Source organism: Microbacterium sp. Root322 (assembly GCF_001425645.1).
Classification (GTDB): Bacteria; Actinomycetota; Actinomycetes; order Actinomycetales; family Microbacteriaceae; genus Microbacterium; species Microbacterium maritypicum.
In genome coordinates this window covers 965400-984575 of sequence record NZ_LMCS01000002.1, presented here as the reverse complement: position 1 = coordinate 984575, position 19176 = coordinate 965400, and the positions used below count along the sequence as shown (strand labels likewise).

The following is a 19176-nucleotide window of genomic DNA, read 5'->3' as shown; positions in this document are numbered from 1 at the left end:
GGTGCTGTGTCGTGCACGGCGACGAGCGCCGGTGCGGTCTCAGCTCTTGGCGCCGCTGAGGGCGAGCGTGCCCCCGAGCCCGATCATCATCACGCCGCCGGTGCCGGACAGCGTGGACATGCGGCGGGGCGAGCGGGCGAACCAGGTGCGCGCGGTTCCGGCGGCGAGGGCCCACACGCTGTCGCAGACGAGCGCGAGCGCTTGGAAGAGGAGTCCGAGCAGCAGCAGCTGGGCCCACACCGGGCCGGTCGACGGGGAGACGAACTGCGGGAGCACCGCGACGAAGAAGGCGATGGTCTTGGGGTTGGTGATCCCGACGATGAACCCCTGGCGCAACAGCCTTCCCGTCGAGGCCGGTGTGCGGTCCGCGTCCGTCGTGTGGGCATGGCGGTGGCGGATCGCCTGCACCCCGAGCCACACGAGGTACCCGGCGCCGATGATCTTGATCGCCGTGAACGCGACCACCGACGAGGCGACGATCGCACCGACTCCGAAGGCCACGGCGAGCACGGCGGGCACGGTGCCGAGGGCGTTGCCCACGACGCTGAGCACACCTGCGCGGCGACCGAGCGAGAGGGACCGACCGATCACGAACAGCACGCTCGGTCCGGGGATCGCGATGATCACGACGGAGGCGACGGCGAACGCGACGAGGTTGTCGAGCGGGATCATGAGCCGACGATACACCGCACAGCACCCGGAGCGTCCGGGTGCTGTGCCGCGGTGATCAGCGGTAGACGTGGCCCGATTCGGCCTGCTGGTCGATGTCGCGGCCGGCGACGCGCGTCCAATCGGTGGGGGTGCGTCGGTAGCCGTCGCGGCGCAGCTCGATGACGGTGGCGACGGTGGCCCACGCGGCGAGGATGAGGAGTGCGATGAGGAGTACCATGGCAGAAACGCTACGTTCGATGTCGAACCGCCACGAGTGGCAGGATTGACTATCAACGTCAGAAAACCGCCAACGGGAGTGTGAGCATGAAGACGGTCGCCTGCGTCATCCAAGACGGATTCGCACCCTTCGAGTTCGGCGTCGCCTGCGAGGCGTTCGGCCTGGACCGCGCCGATGACGGCGTGCCGAATTTCGACTTCCGCATCGTCGCTCCCCGTGCCGGGGTCGTGACCTCGAAGATCGGCTTCTCGGTCAACGTCGAGCACGACCTGGCCTTCGCGTACGAAGCCGACCTCGTGGTGTTCTGTCCCCTTCCTCGCGAGCGGTGGGGCGACATCGATCCGCTCCTGCTCGACGTCGCCAGGCACGCGGTCGACCGCGGCGCCTGGGTGATGAGCGTCTGCAGCGGCTCGTTCATCCTCGCCGCGGCAGGAGTGCTCGACGGTCGGCGCGCCACCACGCACTGGATGTACGCGCACGTCATGGCCGACATGTACCCGGAGATCGACATCGACCCCGACGTGCTGTTCGTGCAGGACGGCAAGATCATCACGAGCGCGGGAACGGCCGCAGGGATCGACGCCTGCCTGCACCTGCTCCGGCAGGAGGTGGGCGCCGAGCTCACCAACCGCATCGCCCGCCGGATGGTCGTGCCGCCCCAGCGCGACGGTGGCCAGGCGCAGTTCATCGACCGTCCGATCCCGGTGGTACCGACCGACTCGCTCGCCGCCGTCGCCGACTGGGCGGTCGCGAACCTCCGCGACGACCTCGGCGTCGACCAGCTTGCGGCCAGGGCGTTGATGTCGCCGCGCACCTTCGCCCGCCGCTTCAAGGCCGAGTACGGTGCCACGCCCGCGGCCTGGCTCGCGCGTCAGCGCATCATCCACGCGCAGCGGATGCTGGAGCGCACCGACCTCCCGCTCGAGCACATCGCCGACGAGTGCGGATTCGGCTCGGCGGCCGTGCTCCGGCAGAACTTCGCCAGGGTGCTCGGCCTCACACCGACGGCCTACCGCGCGCGGTTCTCCTGCGCCGAGGAGTCGGCGGTGCCCGCAGCCTGAGTCCGGGTCGGGCCTGACGAGTAGCCGGTCGCGCCGGCTACTCGGTCCAGTGCGCCGGGGTCGGGAGGGTGACGTCGCGCACCTCGACACCGTCGCCGGTGACCGTGGCGACGCAGTAGAGCAGTGACTGCGTCGGGTAGCCGTGCGGACGGTTGTCGCGGATGATCGCCCGGTCGTCCTCCGGGGCCAGGGCGGTCGAGGATGCGAGCAGCGCGGTCCACTCGGCCGTCCAGTCCGCGCTGTCAGCGGTCGGCCCGAGGGCGCGGAACTCCGGCAGCCAGGCCTCGATCCTCGGGGTCGTCACATCGTCGAGGTCGTCGTGAGCGATCATGTGCGTGCCCGGATCGATGGGCGTCTCACGCAGGTCGACGCCGTCCCACGACAGCACCCTGGCGCCCTCCGGCCGCACTTCGAGCAGATTGAAGCCATGCATCGACAGCGGTGCGACGGGGGAGCGGCCGCTGACCGACTCCAGCGCGAGGGCTCCGCGCGAGACGACGTGCGTCTCGGGGAGGCCCTCCACATCCGCGCGGTTCAGCAGTACGGCGAGGCGACGTTCGGCGGGGTTCACGGCGAGCCAGGCCCCACCGGCCCGACGGTCGCGGATCCCGATCACGCCGGGGTGCTCCTCGGGCCACCAGGCTCCGAGCGAGTCCCACGCCCGCAGCGGGTCTTCGTCCCGGACCGCGAGAAGTCGTGCGGAACCGGCATTCTCGACATCGATCACGACCGTGCACACGGTGCCAAGTCTAGGTCGAGGATGCCGGCGTCGGCCCACGACGGCGGATGCTGGGGCAGAATCGAGACGTGAACATCGTCGTCGGAGTCACAGGCGGCATCGCCGCGTACAAGACGGTGCACCTCGTGCGCCTGCTCACGAAGGGCGGGCACGACGTGACCGTGGTGCCCACCGAGGATGCGCTGCGCTTCGTGGGTCTGCCCACGTGGGAGGCGATCAGCCGGCACCCGGTGACCACGAGCGTGCACGACGACGTGGCGAAGGTGCGGCACGTCGCCCTCGGCCAGGCCGCCGAACTCGTGATCGTCGCCCCGGCGACCGCGAACTCGATCGCGAAGATCACCGCGGGCCTCGCCGACGACCTCCTGGGAACGACGGTGCTCGCCACCGAGGCCCCGGTGCTGCTCGCCCCGGCGATGCACGCGGAGATGTGGCGGAACCGGGCGACGCAGGCGAACATCGCCACCCTGCGAGAGCGCGGGGTACATCTGGTTGGACCCGCCGACGGCGAGCTCGCCGGCGGCGACAGCGGTCCCGGCAGGATGTCGGAGCCGGAGGAGATCTTCGCCGCCGCGCAGGCCCTGCTGATTCCTGGCGACCTCGCCGGGGTGCGCGTCGTGGTCTCGGTCGGCGGCACGCGTGAACCGATCGATCCGGTGCGCTTCCTCGGTAATCGCTCCAGCGGAAGGCAGGGGGTGGCGCTCGCCGCCGAGGCCGCTGCCCGTGGGGCCGAGGTCACCCTGGTGTCGGCCCATATCTCCGGCGACGTGCTCGCCGAGGCGCGGCATCCGTCGATCCGCATCGTGCCCGTCGGCGCTGCCGCTGACCTCGCCGAGGCGATGACGCGTGAGTCCGAGGTCGCCGACGTCGTCGTGATGGCGGCGGCGGTCGCCGACTACCGACCGGTGCAGGTGTCGGAGCGCAAGCTCACGAAAGAGGGCGGCGGGGTGCCGGCCATCGAACTGATCGAGAACGAGGACATCGTGGCGTCTCTGGCCGCGGCGCGGCGCCCGGGGCAGCTCGTCGTCGGCTTCGCCGCGGAGACTCCTGAGGATCAGGCCGAGATGCTCGCCCGTGCACGCGGCAAGCAGCAGCGCAAGGGCGTCGACGTCCTCGTGGTGAACGAGGTCGGGTGGGAGCGCGGCTTCGAGTCCGTCGAGAACGCGGTGCACATCCTCGGGCCAGGGGGCGTCGAGGCGGGTGCGGCTTCGGGGTCCAAGCGGGCGGTCGCCGTCGCGATCTGGGATGTCATCGCAGAGCAGCGCGTGCTAAACTTGAGTCAACAACACTCAACTTTGATCCCGTCTTCCGATCCGGCAGGCGGGAGACGACCAGAAGGAGCATCTCCAGGAGGAGCGCATGACCACCCCGCAGACCGGTAACCAGAATCAAGAGCAGCAGTCCGCCCTCGAGCAGTTCGGCATCAACCTCACCGACCGTGCCCGCGAGGGCAAGCTCGACCCCGTGATCGGACGCGACAGCGAGATCCGTCGCGTCAGCCAGGTGCTCACCCGCCGCACGAAGAACAACCCCGTGCTGATCGGTGAGCCGGGCGTCGGCAAGACCGCCGTCGTCGAAGGACTCGCCCAGCGCATCGTCGCGGGCGACGTCGCCGAGTCCCTCAAGGACAAGGAGCTGGTCACGCTCGACATCTCCGCACTCGTGGCCGGCGCCATGTACCGCGGGCAGTTCGAAGAGCGGCTGAAGCAGGTGCTCAAAGAGATCACCGAGTCCGACGGTCAGGTCATCACGTTCATCGACGAGCTGCACGTGCTCATGGGTGCGGGCGGCGGCGAGGGCTCCGTGGCTGCGTCGAACATGCTCAAGCCCATGCTGGCCCGTGGCGAGCTGCGCCTGATCGGTGCGACCACGCTCAACGAGTATCGCGAATTCATCGAGAAGGACGCCGCTCTCGAGCGCCGCTTCCAGCAGGTGTACGTCGGCGAGCCGACGGTCGAGGACACGATCGCGATCCTCCGCGGCCTCAAGGGGCGGTACGAGGCGCATCACGGCGTCACGATCTCCGACAGCGCCCTGGTGGCCGCGGCCGCACTGTCGAGCCGGTACCTTCCTGCGCGCCAGCTTCCAGACAAGGCGATCGACCTGATCGACGAGTCGATGTCGCGGCTCAAGATGGAGATCGACTCGTCGCCGGTCGAGATCGACCAGCTCAAGCGCCAGGTCGACCGGATGAAGCTCGAAGAACTCGCGCTGAAGCGGGAGAAGGACGCCGCCTCCAAGGAGCGCCTGAGCACTCTGCGTGAGCAGCTCGTGGGCATGGAGCGGCAGCTCGCCGAGCTCGAGGCCCGCTGGGCGCGCGAGCGTCAGGGGCTCAACAGGGTCGGTGAGCTGAAGAAGCAGCTCGACGACGCGATCACCCAGCGCGATCTCGCGATGCGCAACGCCGACTACACGAAGGCCTCGAAGCTGGAGTACGAGACCATCAAGCGGCTGGAGCGCGACATCGCCGAGGCCGAGCAAGCCGAGGCGGCAACCCCCGCCGAACCCCGCATGGTCAACGAGCAGGTGACCGATGAGGACATCGCCGCCGTGATCGCGGCGTGGACCGGCATCCCCGTCGGGCGTCTGCTGCAGGGCGAGAGCGAGAAGCTGCTGCACCTGGAGAACGAGCTCGGCAAGCGCCTGATCGGTCAGAAGGATGCCGTCAAGGCGGTGTCGGACGCGGTTCGACGCTCGCGCGCGGGCATCAGCGACCCCGGTCGCCCGACCGGTTCGTTCCTGTTCCTCGGACCGACCGGTGTGGGAAAGACCGAGCTGGCCAAGGCCCTGGCCGAGTTCCTCTTCGACGACGAGCACGCCATGGTGCGCATCGACATGTCGGAGTACGGCGAGAAGCACTCGGTCTCGCGGCTCGTCGGTGCCCCTCCCGGGTACGTCGGCTACGAGCAGGGCGGTCAGCTGACCGAGGCCGTGCGGCGTCGTCCGTACAGCGTGATCCTGCTCGACGAGGTCGAGAAGGCGCACCCCGAGGTGTTCGACGTGCTGCTGCAGGTGCTCGACGACGGTCGACTGACCGACGGGCAGGGCCGCACGGTCGACTTCTCGAACGTGATCCTGATCCTGACATCGAACCTGGGATCGCCGATCCTCATCGACCCGGTGCTCGCACCCGATGAGAAGCGCGACCAGGTCATGGCTCTCGTGCGACAGGCGTTCCGTCCGGAGTTCCTGAACCGTCTCGACGACATCGTGATGTTCTCGGCTCTGAGCGAAGACGACCTCGCCCAGATCGTCGAGCTGTCGATCGATCAGCTGCACAAGCGTCTGAAGGATCGCCGGCTCACGCTCGCAGTCACCCCGGACGCCCGGTCGTGGCTCGCCGAGCGCGGGTACGACCCGATGTTCGGCGCCCGACCGCTGCGCCGCCTCATCCAGAGCGAGGTGCAGAACAAGCTGGCCACCGCGCTGCTCTCGGGCGGCGTGCATGACGGCGACACGGTGCGGGTGGATGTGGCCGCCGATGGGATGGGCCTCGTGCTCACCTCGACGACGCCCGAACCCGCGGCCGACGACGACGTGATCGAGGCCGAGCTGCTCGAGGACTGAGCTGCTCGAAGACTGAGCATCACCCCCGTGCACAAGAGCGCCGCCCCGGATGAAACCGGGGCGGCGCTCTTGTTCGTGCGGTCTGCGCTCAGGCGCTGAGGATGACCGTCTCGGCGATGGGGCGACGCACGCGCGGGGCGACCTCGCGCTCCTGCAGCACCTCAGGAAGGGCTTCGATGTCGCCGAACTCGCCGACGGCGAAGACGGTGAAGGGCACGAAGCGCTCTTCGAGGTCGGCGAACTCGCGGACGACCTCCGGGTCGAAGCCGCTCATCTGGTGAACCACCAGTCCGTCGTGGTGGGCCTGCACCGAGAAGTGCGCAACGGCCTGGCCGAGGTCGTAGAGGGCGTGGGTGATCGGGGTGCCGGAGGCGTCGGCCGTCTCGGCGATCGCGACCACGAGCACGGCGGCGTTGCCCGCCCATGCCTGGTTGAAGCCCATCAGGGCGTCGACGACCTGCGCGTGCAGTGCCGTGCCACGGCGGGCGACGATGAAGCGCCAGGGCTGCGAGTTGTTGGCCGAAGGGCTCCAGCGGGCGGCCTCGAGGGCGGTGGCGAGCTTGGCCTCGTCGATCGAGTTCTGCGCATCGAAGGCGCGGGGGCTCCAGCGACCGGCGAGAACGTCGAGGACGGGGTGCTCGGTCGGTGCGGTGCGGTCGATGACGGGAGTGCTCACAGAATTGCCTTTCGAAAGGAGTGGATCGGACTCCTTCGTCCGGGTACACGGGGGTGAACAGATGCATGTGCATGCATATTCCCGCTGGGTGCCTCTGCGTCTGCTCAGACGGGCAGGTTGTGGGATGCCGCGTCGGCCAGCGCGCTGCGCACCGCGTGGATGGAGGGGGCGTCGGCCGACACCCGCCGCGCAGAGGAGAAGATCTCGCGGCGGGGCTCGTGGGGGAGCGGCGCCAGATCGACGGTCGGAGTGTCGCCCGCCCACACGAGTTCCGGCAGCAGCCCGACCGCGAGCCCGGCGTGGATCAGCCGCACGTGCGCGGTGAGGTCGGCGATCTCGAACCGCACGTCGGGTTCGAACCCCGCTGTGCGGCACAGCTGCTCGGCCCAGGCGCGCGAGGCGGTGCCGGCGGGCTCGAGCACCCAGGGCTCCTCCCGCGTCGACCACAGTGCAGCGAAGGCGTCGGCGTGCGCGGGGGTTCCGGGGCGTCGGGCGAGCGCGATCGCGTCGTGTGCGAGCACCACCCGGTCGAGGTCGGCGTGGATCGGACGTGTGCGGCCCGGGTACTGCTCGGCGAGGATCAGGTCGAAGTCGCGGCTGGACACCCCGACCAGTCCGGTCTCCGGGTCGCACTCGGTGACTTCGACCCGCAGCGCGGGGTGCCGGTCCTTGAGGGCTTCGAGCGCGCGGGGAAGCAGGGAGTGCGCCGTCGACTGGAACACCGCGATGCGCACGGTGCCGGTCACTTCGGTGAGCGATTCGGCGACGGCGACCTCGGCGTGCTCGAGCTGATCGAGGATGCCGATGGCCTCGGCCACGAGCACGTTCCCCTGCGGGGTGAACTGCACTCCGCGCCCCACCCGGCGCAGCAGCGGCACGCCCACATCGCGCTCCAGCGCGCTCAGCTGCTGCGACACCGAGGCCTTGCTGTACGACAGGGCGTCGGCGACGGCCGACAGCGTTCCGCGGCGCGAGAGCTCCACCAGCATCCGGAGTCGATTCACATCCAGCACGGCGGCATCCTTCGTTCAGCTTGAGTGAACAGAATCCACGCAAATCGGTTGATAGACGGAGCCTACCGAGCGGCAGGACAATGATCCAGCCCGCACACGAAATCCCGGTGTGCGCTCTCTTGGAAGGTCCCACCGATGCCTGTCGCCGCCGACACCACCACTCCCCGTACCGAAGACGTCGCCGCCCTGGTGCAGCGCTGGCTCGTCGAGAGCGAGACCCACCCCGTCGAGCCGGCCGCCCAGCGCCTGTCCGAAGTGCTCAAGGACCCGAACGGACTCGCGTTCACGGTCGGCTTCGTCGACGGCGTGATGCGTCCGGAAGACCTGCGCGTCGCCGGCCGCAAGCTCGCCGAGCTGAGCGACATCACCCCGGCGCTGCTGCCCGGCTACCTGCGGGCCGCGATCAAGACCGGCGGCTTCTGGGCGCCGAAGATCCCCGGCGTCGTCGTGCCGATCTCGCGTCGCGTGCTGCGCGCCATGGTCGGGCACCTCGTGCTGGATGCCACGCCCTCCAAGCTCGGCCCCGCGATCGCGAAGCTGCGCAAGAGCGGCAACCGCCTGAACCTCAACCTCCTCGGCGAGGCCGTGCTCGGCGAGCGCGAAGCGGGGCACCGTCTGCAGGGCACCCGCGACTTCCTCGCCCGCGACGACGTCGACTACGTCTCGATCAAGGTGTCCAGCGTCGTGAGCCAGCTGTCGATGTGGTCGTTCGACGAGGCGGTGGCCGATGTCGTCGAGAAGCTCACTCCGCTCTACGAGCTCGCCGCCCGAGCCGAAGCCCAGGGCAAGGCGAAGTTCATCAACCTCGACATGGAGGAGTACCGCGACCTCGACCTGACGATCGCGGCCTTCACGAGCATCCTCGACCAGCCCGGCCTGGAGGACCTCGAAGCCGGCATCGTGCTGCAGGCCTACCTCCCCGACGCCCTCGGCGCCATGCAGCACCTGCAGGAGTGGGCCGCCGCCCGCCGTGCGAAGGGCGGAGCCCCGATCAAGGTGCGCGTGGTCAAGGGCGCGAACCTCGCGATGGAAGAGGTCGACTCGAAGGTGCACGGCTGGCCGCTCGCGACCTACGGCACCAAGCAGGACTCCGACACGAACTACAAGCGCGTGCTGGACTGGGCGATGACGCCCGAGCGGCTCGACGCCGTGCGCATCGGCGTCGCGGGTCACAACCTGTTCGACATCGCCTACACCTGGCTGCTCGCGCAGGCGCGCGGTGTGGCCGACCCGACCGGCGCCGACCCCCTCGTCGAGTACGAGATGCTGCTGGGCATGGCGACGGGTCAGGCCGAGGCGGTCCGCAAGGATGTCGGACGCCTGCTGCTGTACACACCGGTGGTGAACCCGGCCGAGTTCGACGTCGCGATCGCGTACCTCGTGCGCCGCCTCGAGGAGAACGCCAGCCCCGAGAACTTCATGTCCGCGGTGTTCGAGCTGGCCTCGAACCCGACCCTGCTCACCCGCGAACGGGAGCGCTTCGAGCGCTCGCTGGCCGCGCTCGCGACCGATGAGGCGGGATTCGTCCCCGGCCCCCACCGCGTGCAGGACCGTACCGTCGAGGCTCCCTCCGGAACCACCACCGGCTTCGAGAACCAGGCTGACACCGACCCCGCCATCGCCGCGAACCGCGCCTGGGGCCGTGAGATCCTGAGCCGCTCGGTCGGCTCGACGCTCGGTCTCGACACCATCGCGCTCGCCAAGGTCGACACGGATGCCGAGCTCGACGGCATCTTCGCCGCAGCGACCGCCGCCGCCGAGAAGTGGGCCGCGTTTCCGGCCGCCGACCGCGCCGCCGTCTTGCACCGCGCCGGAGACGAGCTCGCCGCGCGCCGCGGTCAGCTCATCGAGATCATGGCGAACGAGGCGGGCAAGACCATCGCCGAGGCCGACCCCGAGATCAGCGAGGCCATCGACTTCGCGCACTACTACGCCGAGCGCGCGAAGGATCTCGAGACCGTCTCGGGTGCGGAGTTCGTGCCGTCGAAGGTGACCGTGGTCACCCCGCCGTGGAACTTCCCGGTCGCGATCCCCGCCGGCGGCGTGCTCGCGGGGCTGGCCTCCGGCTCCGCCGTCATCATCAAGCCGGCCAAGCTCACCCAGCGCTGCGGCGCCGTCATGGTCGAGGCGCTGTGGGCCGCCGGTGTGCCGCGCGACCTGCTGGCCCTCGTCGACCTGGCCTCGCGCGACCTCGGAAAGCGCCTGGTCGCCGGCCCCGCGGTGGACCGCGTGATCCTCACGGGCGCGTACGAGACGGCACAGCTGTTCCGCTCGTTCCGCTCCGACCTGCCACTGCTGGCCGAGACCAGTGGCAAGAACGCGATCATCGTCACCCCCTCCGCCGACCTCGACCTCGCGGCCGCCGATGTGGCGCGCAGCGCGTTCGGCCACGCGGGGCAGAAGTGCTCCGCCGCGTCGCTGGCGATCCTCGTCGGATCGGTCGCCGACTCGAAGCGGTTCGAGCGTCAGCTGGTGGATGCCGTGACCTCGATGCGCGTCGGCCTGCCCGATGACCCGGCCACGCAGATGGGTCCGATCATCGAGCCCGCGAACGGCAAGCTGCTCACGGCGCTCACGAAGCTCGAGAAGGGCGAGCGCTGGCTGGTCGAGCCGCGCAAGCTCGACGAAGACGGGAAGCAGTGGACGCCCGGCGTCAAGACCGGCGTGCGCGAGGGCTCGTACTTCCACCTGACCGAGTTCTTCGGCCCGGTGCTCGGCATCATGCACGCGAAGGACCTGGATGAGGCCCTGCGCCTGCAGAACGCGGTCGACTACGGCCTGACCGCCGGCATCCACTCGCTCGACTCCGAGGAGGTCGCCACCTGGCTCGATCGCGTCGAGGCCGGCAACCTGTACGTGAACCGCGGCATCACCGGGGCGATCGTGCAGCGTCAGCCGTTCGGCGGCTGGAAGCGCTCGGCTGTCGGAGCGGGTGCGAAGGCCGGTGGGCCGAACTACCTCTTCGGACTGGGCGAGTGGGCCCCGGCCGACCTTCCGGCTGCGGCGCCGAGTGCGGCCGTCGTGCCCGTGGTCGCTGCGCTGCTGGATGCGGCCGGAGCCGAGGTCGACGCGGCAGAGGCCGAATGGCTGCACCGTGCCGCGGCGTCCGACGAGCGCGCCTGGGTCGATGAGTTCGGCGCGGTGAGCGACAAGTCCGGCCTCGGGGTCGAGCGCAACCTCTTCCGCTACCGTCCGGTCGCGGTCGACGTGCGCATCGCCGAGAACTCCCCGCTCGTCGACGGCATCCGCGTGCTCGCCGCCGCCCTGCGCAGCGGCAGCCCGTTCACGGTGTCGGCGCAGGCGTTGCCCTCGCGCATCGAGAAGGCGCTGCGTGCGCACGGCGTGAGCGTGAAGCACGAGTCGGATGCGGCATGGACAAAGCGCTACGCGAAGGCGGCGAACTCCTGGCACCGCGTGCGTCTGGTCGGTGGCGACGCCGCCGCTCTCCACGAAGCGCTCGACGGAAGCCCCGACGTGGCGGTCTGGTCGCACGCCGTGACCGGTGCCGGTCGCGTCGAGATGCTGCCGTTCCTGCACGAGCAGGCCGTGTCGATCACGAACCACCGTTTCGGCAACCCGACGACCCTCGCCGACGGCGTGATCTGACCCGCGGGGCAGCCGAGACCCATCGGCCACAACGAAACCCACCGTCGCAGACGTCTGCGACGGTGGGTTTCGGCGTGCGGTGTGGGTTTCGGCGTCCCCGGCGTCAGCCGCGCAGCGCCTCGGAGAGCTTGACCCGGGAGCCCATGCGCAGCAGCGAGTTCTCGTAGATCTTCGCGCCGATGACGATCGCGGCCACGCAGCTCGCGAGCAGGATGACCAGGCTCAGCAGCGGCTCCCACCACTGGGCCTCCCCGACGAAGAGGCGCATCGGCATGCCGACCGGGGCCGAGAACGGCACGTACGACATGATCGTCAGCACCAGCGGGTTGTCGTTGAACACGATCACCAGGATGTACGGCGCCATGATCAGCATCGTGATCGGGGTGGTCGTGGAGCCGATGTCCTCCTGGCGAGAGACCATGGAGGCCGCGGCCGCGAACATCGCCGCGAGCAGGATGAAGCCGAACAGGAAGAACACGGCGAACCAGATGATCGGCGCGCCCAGCGTGGTGAGCACCTCGCGCTGACCGGTGACGATCAGCCCGATCGTGGCCACGGCTGCCAGGGCGAGGATCTGCCCCATCGCCAGCACCGTGTTGCCGATGACCTTGCCCGCGAGCAGTGTGCGCGCCGGGATCGCCGACAGCAGCACCTCGACCACGCGGGTCTGCTTCTCTTCCACGACGCTCTGCGCGATCGTGCCGCCGAACGTCGCCGCGGCCATCATGAACACCAGGCCGAACGCGATCGCGATGAAGTACCGCAGCAGCGGGTTGGTGGTGGCCGGCTCCAGGATGACGACCTCGGGAGAGATCGACAGCGCGGACATGATCGAACCAGGGGCATCCTGCAGGGCGATGACCGTGTAGCCGGAGGGGCTGTCGCCCGGCAGCACTGCGGCATCGACCTTGTCGTCGCGCACGAGCTTCTCGGCTTCGGCCTGGTCGGCGACCGTGGTGACCTCGACGTTCGGGATGGCGGAGACGGCGGACGCGGTCTCCGCCGTCGCGGCGATCGGCGTGGTGTCGGTGTTCTTGCTCGCGAAACCGCCGAACAGGATGCCGGCGAGCGCGAGGACCAGCAGGATGCCGGTGGAGATCAGGAACGCCTTGCTACGCAGCTTCGATCCGATCTCGCGCTCGGCGACGAGCCAGATGCCGTTGGAGGCGCGGACGGGGGTGGGGGCGCTCACTGGATGACCTCCTTGAAGATCTGTGCGAGGGACGGATGCTTGGGGGCGAAGCTCGCGACATCGCCGCGCTGCACGGCGGACTGCAGCACGCGCTGCGCCGTCTCGGGGCCGTCCGCGTCGAACAGCGCGTAGCCGCCTTCGAAGTCGACGACCGTCACTCCGGGCTCGGTGCGCAGCCATCCGGCGTCGCCCGCGGAGACGAGCTCGTAGCGGTCCCTGGCGTGCTCGGAACGCAGCGCCTCGCGGGAACCGGACGCACGGATCGTGCCGCCGGCGAGGATGACGAGGTCGTCGCACAGGCGCTCGACCACGTCGAGCTGGTGGGAGGAGAACAGGATGGAGGCGCCCTTGGCGGCACTGGCCTGCAGGACTCCCGCGACCACGTCGACCGCGAGCGGGTCGAGGCCCGAGAACGGCTCGTCGAGGATGAGCACCTCGGGGTCGTGCACGAGAGAGGCGGCGATCTGCGCGCGTTGCTGGTTGCCGAGCGAGAGCGACTCGATCGTGTCGTTCAGCCGCTCGCCGAGACCGAGCTCGGTGAGCAGGGCACTCGCCCGCTCCGTGGCCTCCTGCTTGCTGAAGCCGTGCAGGCGGGCGAGATAGACGATCTGCTCGAGGACCTTCATCTTCGGGTAGAGCCCGCGCTCCTCGGGCATGTAGCCGAAGCGGCGGCGGTCCTCGGCGGTGAGGGCGGCGCCGTCCAGGTCGACCGTGCCGCCGTCCGACGACAGCAGGCCGAGGACGATGCGCATGGTGGTGGTCTTGCCGGCGCCGTTGCCGCCGACGAAGCCCGTCAGCCGCCCGGGGGCGACGGTGAAGGACACGTCATCGAGCACGCGCCGAGAGCCGTAGCTCTTGGTGATGCCGGAGAGTTCGAGCATTCCTGTGGTCATACCCTCACGCTACGGAGCGCAGGCATCGCGGGGCATCCCCCCTGCGACGGACGCGAGGGGATCACCCGTCAGGGGGAGGGGAGGATCAGCGGCGTCGGGTGTGCAGCACCGTGCGCACCAGGAGTCCTGCCACGAGGGCCCAGAACGCGGCGCTGACACCGAGGACGGCGATCCCGGATGCGGCCACCAGGAAGGTCACCACGGCGGGGATCCGCTCGTTCGGATCGTCGATCGCCTGCTGCACCGCCGCGCCGAACGCGGCGAACAGAGCCAGCCCCGCGACGGCGGGGATCACGGCGGCGGGCGCGAGCACCACGAGGGCGGCGAACGCGGCGGAGAACACGGCGAGCACGAGGTACGACGCCCCGGTCGAGACCCCGGCGACCCACCGCCGCCTCGGGTCGGGATCGGCGTCCGGCGACGCGGCGAGTGCGGCGCTGATCGCGGCGAGGTTGATGGCGTGTCCGCCTGCCGTCGCCCCCAATGCCGTGCCGATCCCGGTCACCAGCATGGCCGGACGCCACGGCACCTCGTACCCGAAGCTGCGCATGATCGCGATGCCCGGCACGTTCTGGGAGGCCATCGTCACGATGAACAGCGGCAGCGCGAGGCCGACGAGAGCGCCGACCGTGAACGTCGGTGCCGTGAACTCGAGGCGCGGGAGGAGCAGCGCGGGGTCGAACGGTGCGCCTTCTCCGATCAGCGACACGGCGACCACGACGGACGCGGCGACGAACGCGAGCGGCACCGCCCAGCGCGGTGCGAGACGGGCGAAAAGCAGCCAGGTGAGCACGACCGGCACCACGCCCCAGGGGTTCGCGACGATACCGGTGATCGGTGCGAGACACAGCGGCAGCAGGACGCCGGCGAGCATCGCCTGCGCGATCGAGGGCGGGATGCGGGCGATCAGCGCACCGAGCGCCGGCCAGAGCGCGGTGAGCAGGATGAGGGCCGCGGTGATCAGGAAGGCGCCGACCGCTGCCGACCACCCGCCTTCGACAGCGCCGGTCGCCACCAGGAGGGCGGCGCCGGGCGTCGACCAGGCGACCGTGATCGGCATCCGATGCCGCCAGGCGAGCACCACGCAGGCCAGGCCCATCGTGAGGCTGACGGCGAGGAGTCCGCTCGCCGCCTGCGCCGCGTTCGCGCCGACGGCATCGAGCCCGGTCAGCACGACCGCGAACGAGCTGGTGAAGCCGACCAGTGCCGTCACCACCCCCGCGAGGATCGGGCGGGACAGGGGTGCGGCGTCGGACATGGCTCCGAGGTTATCGCGGACCGGGAGGTCGGCGCGGAGCCCGGGTGCGCCGCGCTACGCGAGCCCCATGCGATGAGCCAGCACCACCGCCTGCACGCGATCCCGGGCGCCCAGTTTCTGCAGGACGCGCGAGACGTGCGTCTTCACGGTCGCCTCGCCGATGAACAGCGCCTGCGCGATCTCGGCGTTGCTGCGGGCATCGGCGAGCAGCGTGAGCACCTCGGCCTCACGATCGGTGAGGGGCTCGGCGAGCGCGACTTTCGGGAGGGCGCCGCTCGTGGCCGATGCGGCGGCGGGAGCGGGTGTCGCGGCGAAGCGCGCCAACACGCGGCGGGTCACCTCGGGGGCGAGCATGCCGTCGCCCGCGGCCAGTGCCCGCACCGCCGCGATCAGATCCTCGGCGCCGGCGTTCTTGAGCAGGAACCCGCCGGCCCCCGCGTCCAGAGCCCGGTACAGGTAGTCGTCGCGGTCGAACGTGGTGACGATCGCGATGGCCGCGTCGACGCCCGGGTCGGCGACGATGCGTCTGGTGGCCTCGATGCCGTCCATGTCGGGCATCTGCACGTCCATCATGATGACGTCGGGATGCAGGGCCGCGGCCTGCGCCACCGCCTCGGCCCCGGAGGATGCCTCCCCGACCACGGCGATGTCGGTCTGCGTGTCGAGGATCGTGCGGAAGCCGGCGCGCAGCAGTGCGTGATCGTCGACGAGCAGCACGCGGATCGTGGCGGTCATCGGTTCACGCTCGATTCGCTCGTAAAGGGCAGGGGCACACGGGCGCGCACGCGCAGCCCGCCGAACGGACGGGGGGTCACCTCGAGGGTGCCGCCGGACGCCGCGGCACGCTCGCGCATCCCGAGCTGTCCGAGTCCTGGGCGCACCTGGGCGACAGGGCGCCCGGTGTTGACGATCTCGACCTCGACGCCGTCATCGTCGTAGCGCACGCGGACGTCGGCGGTCGCATCGGGCCCGGCATGGCGGCGGGCGTTCGTGAGCGACTCCTGGGCGATGCGATACAGATTCACGGCGACGAGCGAAGGCACGGGCGTCGGGTCGCCGATCACCGTGTACGCCGTCGGTAGCCCCGCCTCGGTCGAGGCGTCGACGAGTTCGGGGATGTCGTCGAGGGCCAGGGTCGAGGCGGCATCCGTCGTCTCTCCTCCGGGGGTCCGCAGGGTCTCCAGTAGCTGGCGCAGCTCGTGGATGGCGTCACGCGCCGACCCCTCGATCCCGGTGAGGATGCGCGCGGACTCTGCCGGGTCCCGGTCGAGCACCAGGCGCGCGGCTCCCGCCTGCACGCCCATGACCGACACGTGGTGGGCGACCACGTCGTGCAGCTCCCTGGCGATGCGCACCCGGTCGAGGGCGACCGCCTGCGCCGCGGTGACCTCGCGTTCGCGCTCGAGCTCGGCCGTGCGCTGCTCGAGCACCGCGAGCTGCGTCGCCGCAGCCCATGACCGCTCGCCGAAGTAGTAGGCCCCGCCGAAGTAGAGCACGTTCAGCAGCAACTGGATGAGCATGAAGGCCACGTAGGGAGACATGGCTCCGGCGATGACGTCCGCCTTGTCGGCTTCGAGGATCGCGTCGCGGTACATCGTGATCAGCAGCCACACGAACATGCTCACGATGATCCCGATGCGGACGATGACCGCGCGGCGACGATCGTTCATCCACGCCCCCGCCGTGTAGATCGCGATGAACATCGCGATGTTGCCGACGTAGATCTCGGGGACGCGGATCGTCACCGCGATGAAGTACGCGACGACCACGATGATGGCGACCGTGCCGGGCCAGCGGCGGCGGACCGCGAGCGGAGCGGTCACGACGACCGCGTACACGAGTGCGGTCCACAACGGAGCCTGTTCGTCGCCGTACACCTGGGCGATCGAGGAGAGCCCGGCGCTCAGCACGGCTCCCACGAACATGACCACGGCGAGGACGATGTCGCCGCGCCGTTCGCGCTCGGTCGGCGTGCGGAGGAACGGGACAGCAGGCATCCCTCCACCGTAGGGCGGGGTGTGTCGGCGTCGCATCCCCCGTGCGGGGGATCGGGGATGGAGGGATCGAGTGCTGAGGACGGGGTGTTTCCTCACCCGAGCACGAGTAACTCCTGTGTATCGACTATTCCTTTCCTCTGCACCGAGCCTCTAGATTCGATGTGAGCGTTACCGGGCGATCGGCTCGGGCTCGAGGTCGACCGCGACATCCTTCGCGAGATCGTCCTTCTTCGGAGGGTGGGAACATGGCGCGACGACGCGCATTGATTCGGGCGGTACTCGGCGCAGCGGCGGCACTCGCGCTCGCTCTGGGCGGCGTGACGCCGGCCGCCGCGGAAGACGACCCGGTCGTCACCGGTTCGATCTCCGGGACGGTGACATCGACCGTAGGCGGAACAACCCTGGCCGGCATCGAGGTGCGGGCGCAGCGCGATAGCGATACCGGATGGCACACCGTCGTCACCAACGCGAGCGGCACCTACACGTTCAGCGGCCTGGCCGACGGCAGCTACCTCGTGCGATTCTTCGATCCGGCGGGCGACTACGCCACCGAGTACTGGGACGACGCCAGGGACTCTCTGGGCGCGCAGCGCGTCGCCGTCGTCGACGGCTCCGCGCATCCTGGTGTCGATGCCGCGCTCGCACCCACTCCGACCTCATCGATCAGCGGCACTGTCACGCGTGCCGATGACGGCACGCCCGTCAGCGGGGCCCGTGTGACCGCGGACGGCACGGACGGGTACTGGACCTCGACCCTCACCGACGGGGCCGGGCGATACACGCTCGGCAGTCTTCCCGGCGGCTCCTATGTCATCGGATTCCACGCGGAGGGGACCGACCTGAAGCGCGGATACTGGAGGAACGCCTCCGAATACTCGCAAGCCGAGCCGATCGTGATCGCCGAGCACACGACGACCTCCGGGATCGATGCCTCCCTCGCGGCGGGAGGATCGATCGCCGGCGTCGTCACGCGCACCGACAACGGCGAGGCGCTCGCGAACGTCACGGTCAACGCTCTCGACATGAACGGCGAGATCGCCGCCTTCGCCCGCACCGATCTCACGGGCGGATACCACGTCGACGGACTCGCCGCGGGTTCCTATCGTGTGCAGTTCGCTGAGCCGGGCCCCGGGCTTTCTGCGGAGTACTGGGAGAACGCGTACAGCTTCGACGCTGCGAAGATCGTCGTCGTCACCGAGTCGCAGACGACCACCGGAATCGACGCGGCGCTCGAGACGGTGGGATACATCAGCGGATCGGTGACCAAGAGCAGCGACGGGACCCGCGCACTCGGCAGGGTCACCATCACCAGCGTGGACGACGACCGCCACGCGTACTTCTCCGGCGTCTCGAACGACGGCACCTATCAGGTCGCCGTCGCCCCTGGCGAGTACCGCGTGCTCTTCGAGCCTTTCGACTCCGACCTGCGGGCGGAGTACTGGGCGGACGCCTTTACGAAGGCATCCGCGACGCCCGTCACCGTGTCGTCGGGAGTGAACGTCGGGGGAATCGATGCGCAGCTCGACGCAGCTGCCATCGTGACCGGCACCGTCGCCCTCGACACCGCCGTCGAGCGCGAGGTCATCGTCGAGGCCTGGTCCGGAAACCAGATCGTCGGCACGACCTTCGCCGACCCTCAGACCGGTGCCTACTCCCTGGCGCTCCCCGAAGGATCGTTCATCCTCAAGGCATCTGCTCTGTTCCACGACGACGGCACCACGATCGCGCAGCCTCAGTTCTATGACGGTGTCGCCACCTCGGCGCTGGCGACGCCCGTCGTGGCGACCGTGGGTGTCCCCGTCACGGGGATCGACTTCACCCTCGTCGCGGTCACGAATCCCGAGCCTCAGCCGAAGCCCACCCTCGCGCTCGCCGCGGGCTCGATCCGCGCCGGCAAGGACATCACGATCTCGGGCACCGGTTTCGCGCCGGGAGCGACGATCGCGTTCGAGCTGCACTCCGACCCGATCGCGCTCGGCACGCTGACGGCTGACGCGGACGGAGCGCTCCAGGGCACCCTCCGCATCCCGGCGGCCGCGCCGGCGGGCGCGCACACCCTGGTGGCGCTGTCGGGGACCACAGTGATCGCTCGTACGGCGCTCACCGTCACCGCAGCTGCGGGCACGGGTACGGGCACCGGCGGGCAGGCGGGCGGCAGCGCAGCGGCGCCGGGCGCGGGGCTTGCCAGCACCGGTCTCGACGCCCCGGTGGCCGTCGTCGCGATCGGCGTCATCCTGTCGGTGATGGGCGGGATGCTCGTGCGTCGTCGTCGCGTCGAAAGCTGA

General features: G+C 69.9%; 15 protein-coding genes. 5 read left to right on the top strand and 10 right to left on the bottom strand.

Annotated features, from left to right (window positions below):
• Positions 1 to 39: 39 nt before the first annotated feature.
• Together ASC55_RS09630 and ASC55_RS17625 are read right to left on the bottom strand one after the other, a co-directional pair.
• Positions 40 to 672 carry a LysE family translocator gene (locus ASC55_RS09630; RefSeq protein ID WP_055874799.1) on the bottom strand — a complete coding sequence of 211 codons (633 nt, stop codon included), beginning with the start codon at positions 670 to 672 and terminating at the stop codon, positions 40 to 42.
• A gap of 55 nt (positions 673 to 727) precedes the next feature.
• Positions 728 to 889, bottom strand: coding sequence for a hypothetical protein (locus tag ASC55_RS17625; protein WP_017829615.1), 162 nt, complete (start codon positions 887 to 889; stop codon positions 728 to 730).
• An 86-nt stretch (positions 890 to 975) separates the two neighbouring features.
• Here ASC55_RS17625 and ASC55_RS09625 point away from each other — a divergent pair, with 86 nt between their 5' ends.
• On the top strand, positions 976 to 1950 hold the full coding sequence (locus tag ASC55_RS09625; RefSeq protein ID WP_055876080.1) for a GlxA family transcriptional regulator: 975 nt from the start codon (positions 976 to 978) through the stop codon (positions 1948 to 1950).
• A gap of 37 nt (positions 1951 to 1987) precedes the next feature.
• On the opposite strand, the gene ASC55_RS09620 is transcribed toward ASC55_RS09625, so the two are convergent.
• The gene (locus tag ASC55_RS09620; RefSeq protein WP_055874797.1) at positions 1988 to 2689 is read right to left on the bottom strand and encodes an NRDE family protein; all 702 of its coding nucleotides are present in this window, start codon (positions 2687 to 2689) and stop codon (positions 1988 to 1990) included.
• A gap of 68 nt (positions 2690 to 2757) precedes the next feature.
• Here ASC55_RS09620 and coaBC point away from each other — a divergent pair, with 68 nt between their 5' ends.
• The gene (gene coaBC / locus ASC55_RS09615; RefSeq protein ID WP_235563211.1) at positions 2758 to 4071 is read left to right on the top strand and encodes a bifunctional phosphopantothenoylcysteine decarboxylase/phosphopantothenate--cysteine ligase CoaBC; all 1314 of its coding nucleotides are present in this window, start codon (positions 2758 to 2760) and stop codon (positions 4069 to 4071) included.
• On the top strand, positions 4049 to 6256 hold the full coding sequence (locus ASC55_RS09610; protein ID WP_017829611.1) for an ATP-dependent Clp protease ATP-binding subunit: 2208 nt from the start codon (positions 4049 to 4051) through the stop codon (positions 6254 to 6256). Before coaBC ends, ASC55_RS09610 begins: the two co-directional genes overlap by 23 nt.
• 88 nt (positions 6257 to 6344) lie before the next feature.
• Here ASC55_RS09610 and ASC55_RS09605 read toward each other — a convergent pair whose 3' ends face one another.
• Both ASC55_RS09605 and ASC55_RS09600 read right to left on the bottom strand, forming a co-directional pair.
• Complete coding sequence (locus ASC55_RS09605) at positions 6345 to 6932, bottom strand: nitroreductase family protein (protein ID WP_055866266.1); 588 nt, start codon at positions 6930 to 6932, stop codon at positions 6345 to 6347.
• A 104-nt stretch (positions 6933 to 7036) separates the two neighbouring features.
• Positions 7037 to 7945 (bottom strand): LysR substrate-binding domain-containing protein, encoded by a 909-nt coding sequence (locus tag ASC55_RS09600; protein WP_055874792.1) that lies wholly within the window; start codon positions 7943 to 7945, stop codon positions 7037 to 7039.
• Between the two features lie 135 nt (positions 7946 to 8080).
• Between ASC55_RS09600 and ASC55_RS09595 the strand changes: the two genes are divergently transcribed.
• Positions 8081 to 11551 (top strand): proline dehydrogenase family protein, encoded by a 3471-nt coding sequence (locus tag ASC55_RS09595; RefSeq protein WP_055874789.1) that lies wholly within the window; start codon positions 8081 to 8083, stop codon positions 11549 to 11551.
• Positions 11552 to 11654: 103 nt separating this feature from the next.
• Here ASC55_RS09595 and ASC55_RS09590 read toward each other — a convergent pair whose 3' ends face one another.
• The 5 genes from ASC55_RS09590 to ASC55_RS09570 all read right to left on the bottom strand — a co-directional run bounded on the left by ASC55_RS09590 (position 11655) and on the right by ASC55_RS09570 (position 16891).
• Complete coding sequence (locus tag ASC55_RS09590; protein ID WP_055874786.1) at positions 11655 to 12743, bottom strand: ABC transporter permease; 1089 nt, start codon at positions 12741 to 12743, stop codon at positions 11655 to 11657.
• Complete coding sequence (locus ASC55_RS09585) at positions 12740 to 13624, bottom strand: ABC transporter ATP-binding protein (protein ID WP_055874783.1); 885 nt, start codon at positions 13622 to 13624, stop codon at positions 12740 to 12742. Before ASC55_RS09585 ends, ASC55_RS09590 begins: the two co-directional genes overlap by 4 nt.
• A 97-nt stretch (positions 13625 to 13721) precedes the next feature.
• Complete coding sequence (locus ASC55_RS09580; protein WP_055874780.1) at positions 13722 to 14894, bottom strand: benzoate/H(+) symporter BenE family transporter; 1173 nt, start codon at positions 14892 to 14894, stop codon at positions 13722 to 13724.
• 54 nt (positions 14895 to 14948) lie between these two features.
• Positions 14949 to 15629 carry a response regulator gene (locus tag ASC55_RS09575; protein WP_055874777.1) on the bottom strand — a complete coding sequence of 227 codons (681 nt, stop codon included), beginning with the start codon at positions 15627 to 15629 and terminating at the stop codon, positions 14949 to 14951.
• A complete protein-coding gene (locus ASC55_RS09570) occupies positions 15626 to 16891 on the bottom strand; it encodes a sensor histidine kinase (protein ID WP_055874774.1) in 1266 nt (421 codons plus the stop codon). Before ASC55_RS09570 ends, ASC55_RS09575 begins: the two co-directional genes overlap by 4 nt.
• Before the next feature lie 245 nt (positions 16892 to 17136).
• Between ASC55_RS09570 and ASC55_RS09565 the strand changes: the two genes are divergently transcribed.
• The gene (locus ASC55_RS09565; RefSeq protein ID WP_055874771.1) at positions 17137 to 19176 is read left to right on the top strand and encodes an MSCRAMM family protein; all 2040 of its coding nucleotides are present in this window, start codon (positions 17137 to 17139) and stop codon (positions 19174 to 19176) included.

Excerpts from the sequence above, each read along its gene's own strand:
- ASC55_RS09630 (WP_055874799.1), bottom strand. The coding sequence starts at position 672 with ATGATCCCGCTCGACAACCTCGTCGCGTTCGCCGTCGCCTCCGTCGTG.
- ASC55_RS17625 (WP_017829615.1), bottom strand. The coding sequence starts at position 889 with ATGGTACTCCTCATCGCACTCCTCATCCTCGCCGCGTGGGCCACCGTC.
- ASC55_RS09625 (WP_055876080.1), top strand. The coding sequence starts at position 976 with ATGAAGACGGTCGCCTGCGTCATCCAAGACGGATTCGCACCCTTCGAG.
- ASC55_RS09610 (WP_017829611.1), top strand. The coding sequence starts at position 4,049 with ATGACCACCCCGCAGACCGGTAACCAGAATCAAGAGCAGCAGTCCGCC.
- ASC55_RS09595 (WP_055874789.1), top strand. The coding sequence starts at position 8,081 with ATGCCTGTCGCCGCCGACACCACCACTCCCCGTACCGAAGACGTCGCC.
- ASC55_RS09585 (WP_055874783.1), bottom strand. The coding sequence starts at position 13,624 with ATGCTCGAACTCTCCGGCATCACCAAGAGCTACGGCTCTCGGCGCGTG.
- ASC55_RS09580 (WP_055874780.1), bottom strand. The coding sequence starts at position 14,894 with ATGTCCGACGCCGCACCCCTGTCCCGCCCGATCCTCGCGGGGGTGGTG.
- ASC55_RS09575 (WP_055874777.1), bottom strand. The coding sequence starts at position 15,629 with ATGACCGCCACGATCCGCGTGCTGCTCGTCGACGATCACGCACTGCTG.
- ASC55_RS09570 (WP_055874774.1), bottom strand. The coding sequence starts at position 16,891 with ATGCCTGCTGTCCCGTTCCTCCGCACGCCGACCGAGCGCGAACGGCGC.
- ASC55_RS09565 (WP_055874771.1), top strand. The coding sequence starts at position 17,137 with ATGGCGCGACGACGCGCATTGATTCGGGCGGTACTCGGCGCAGCGGCG.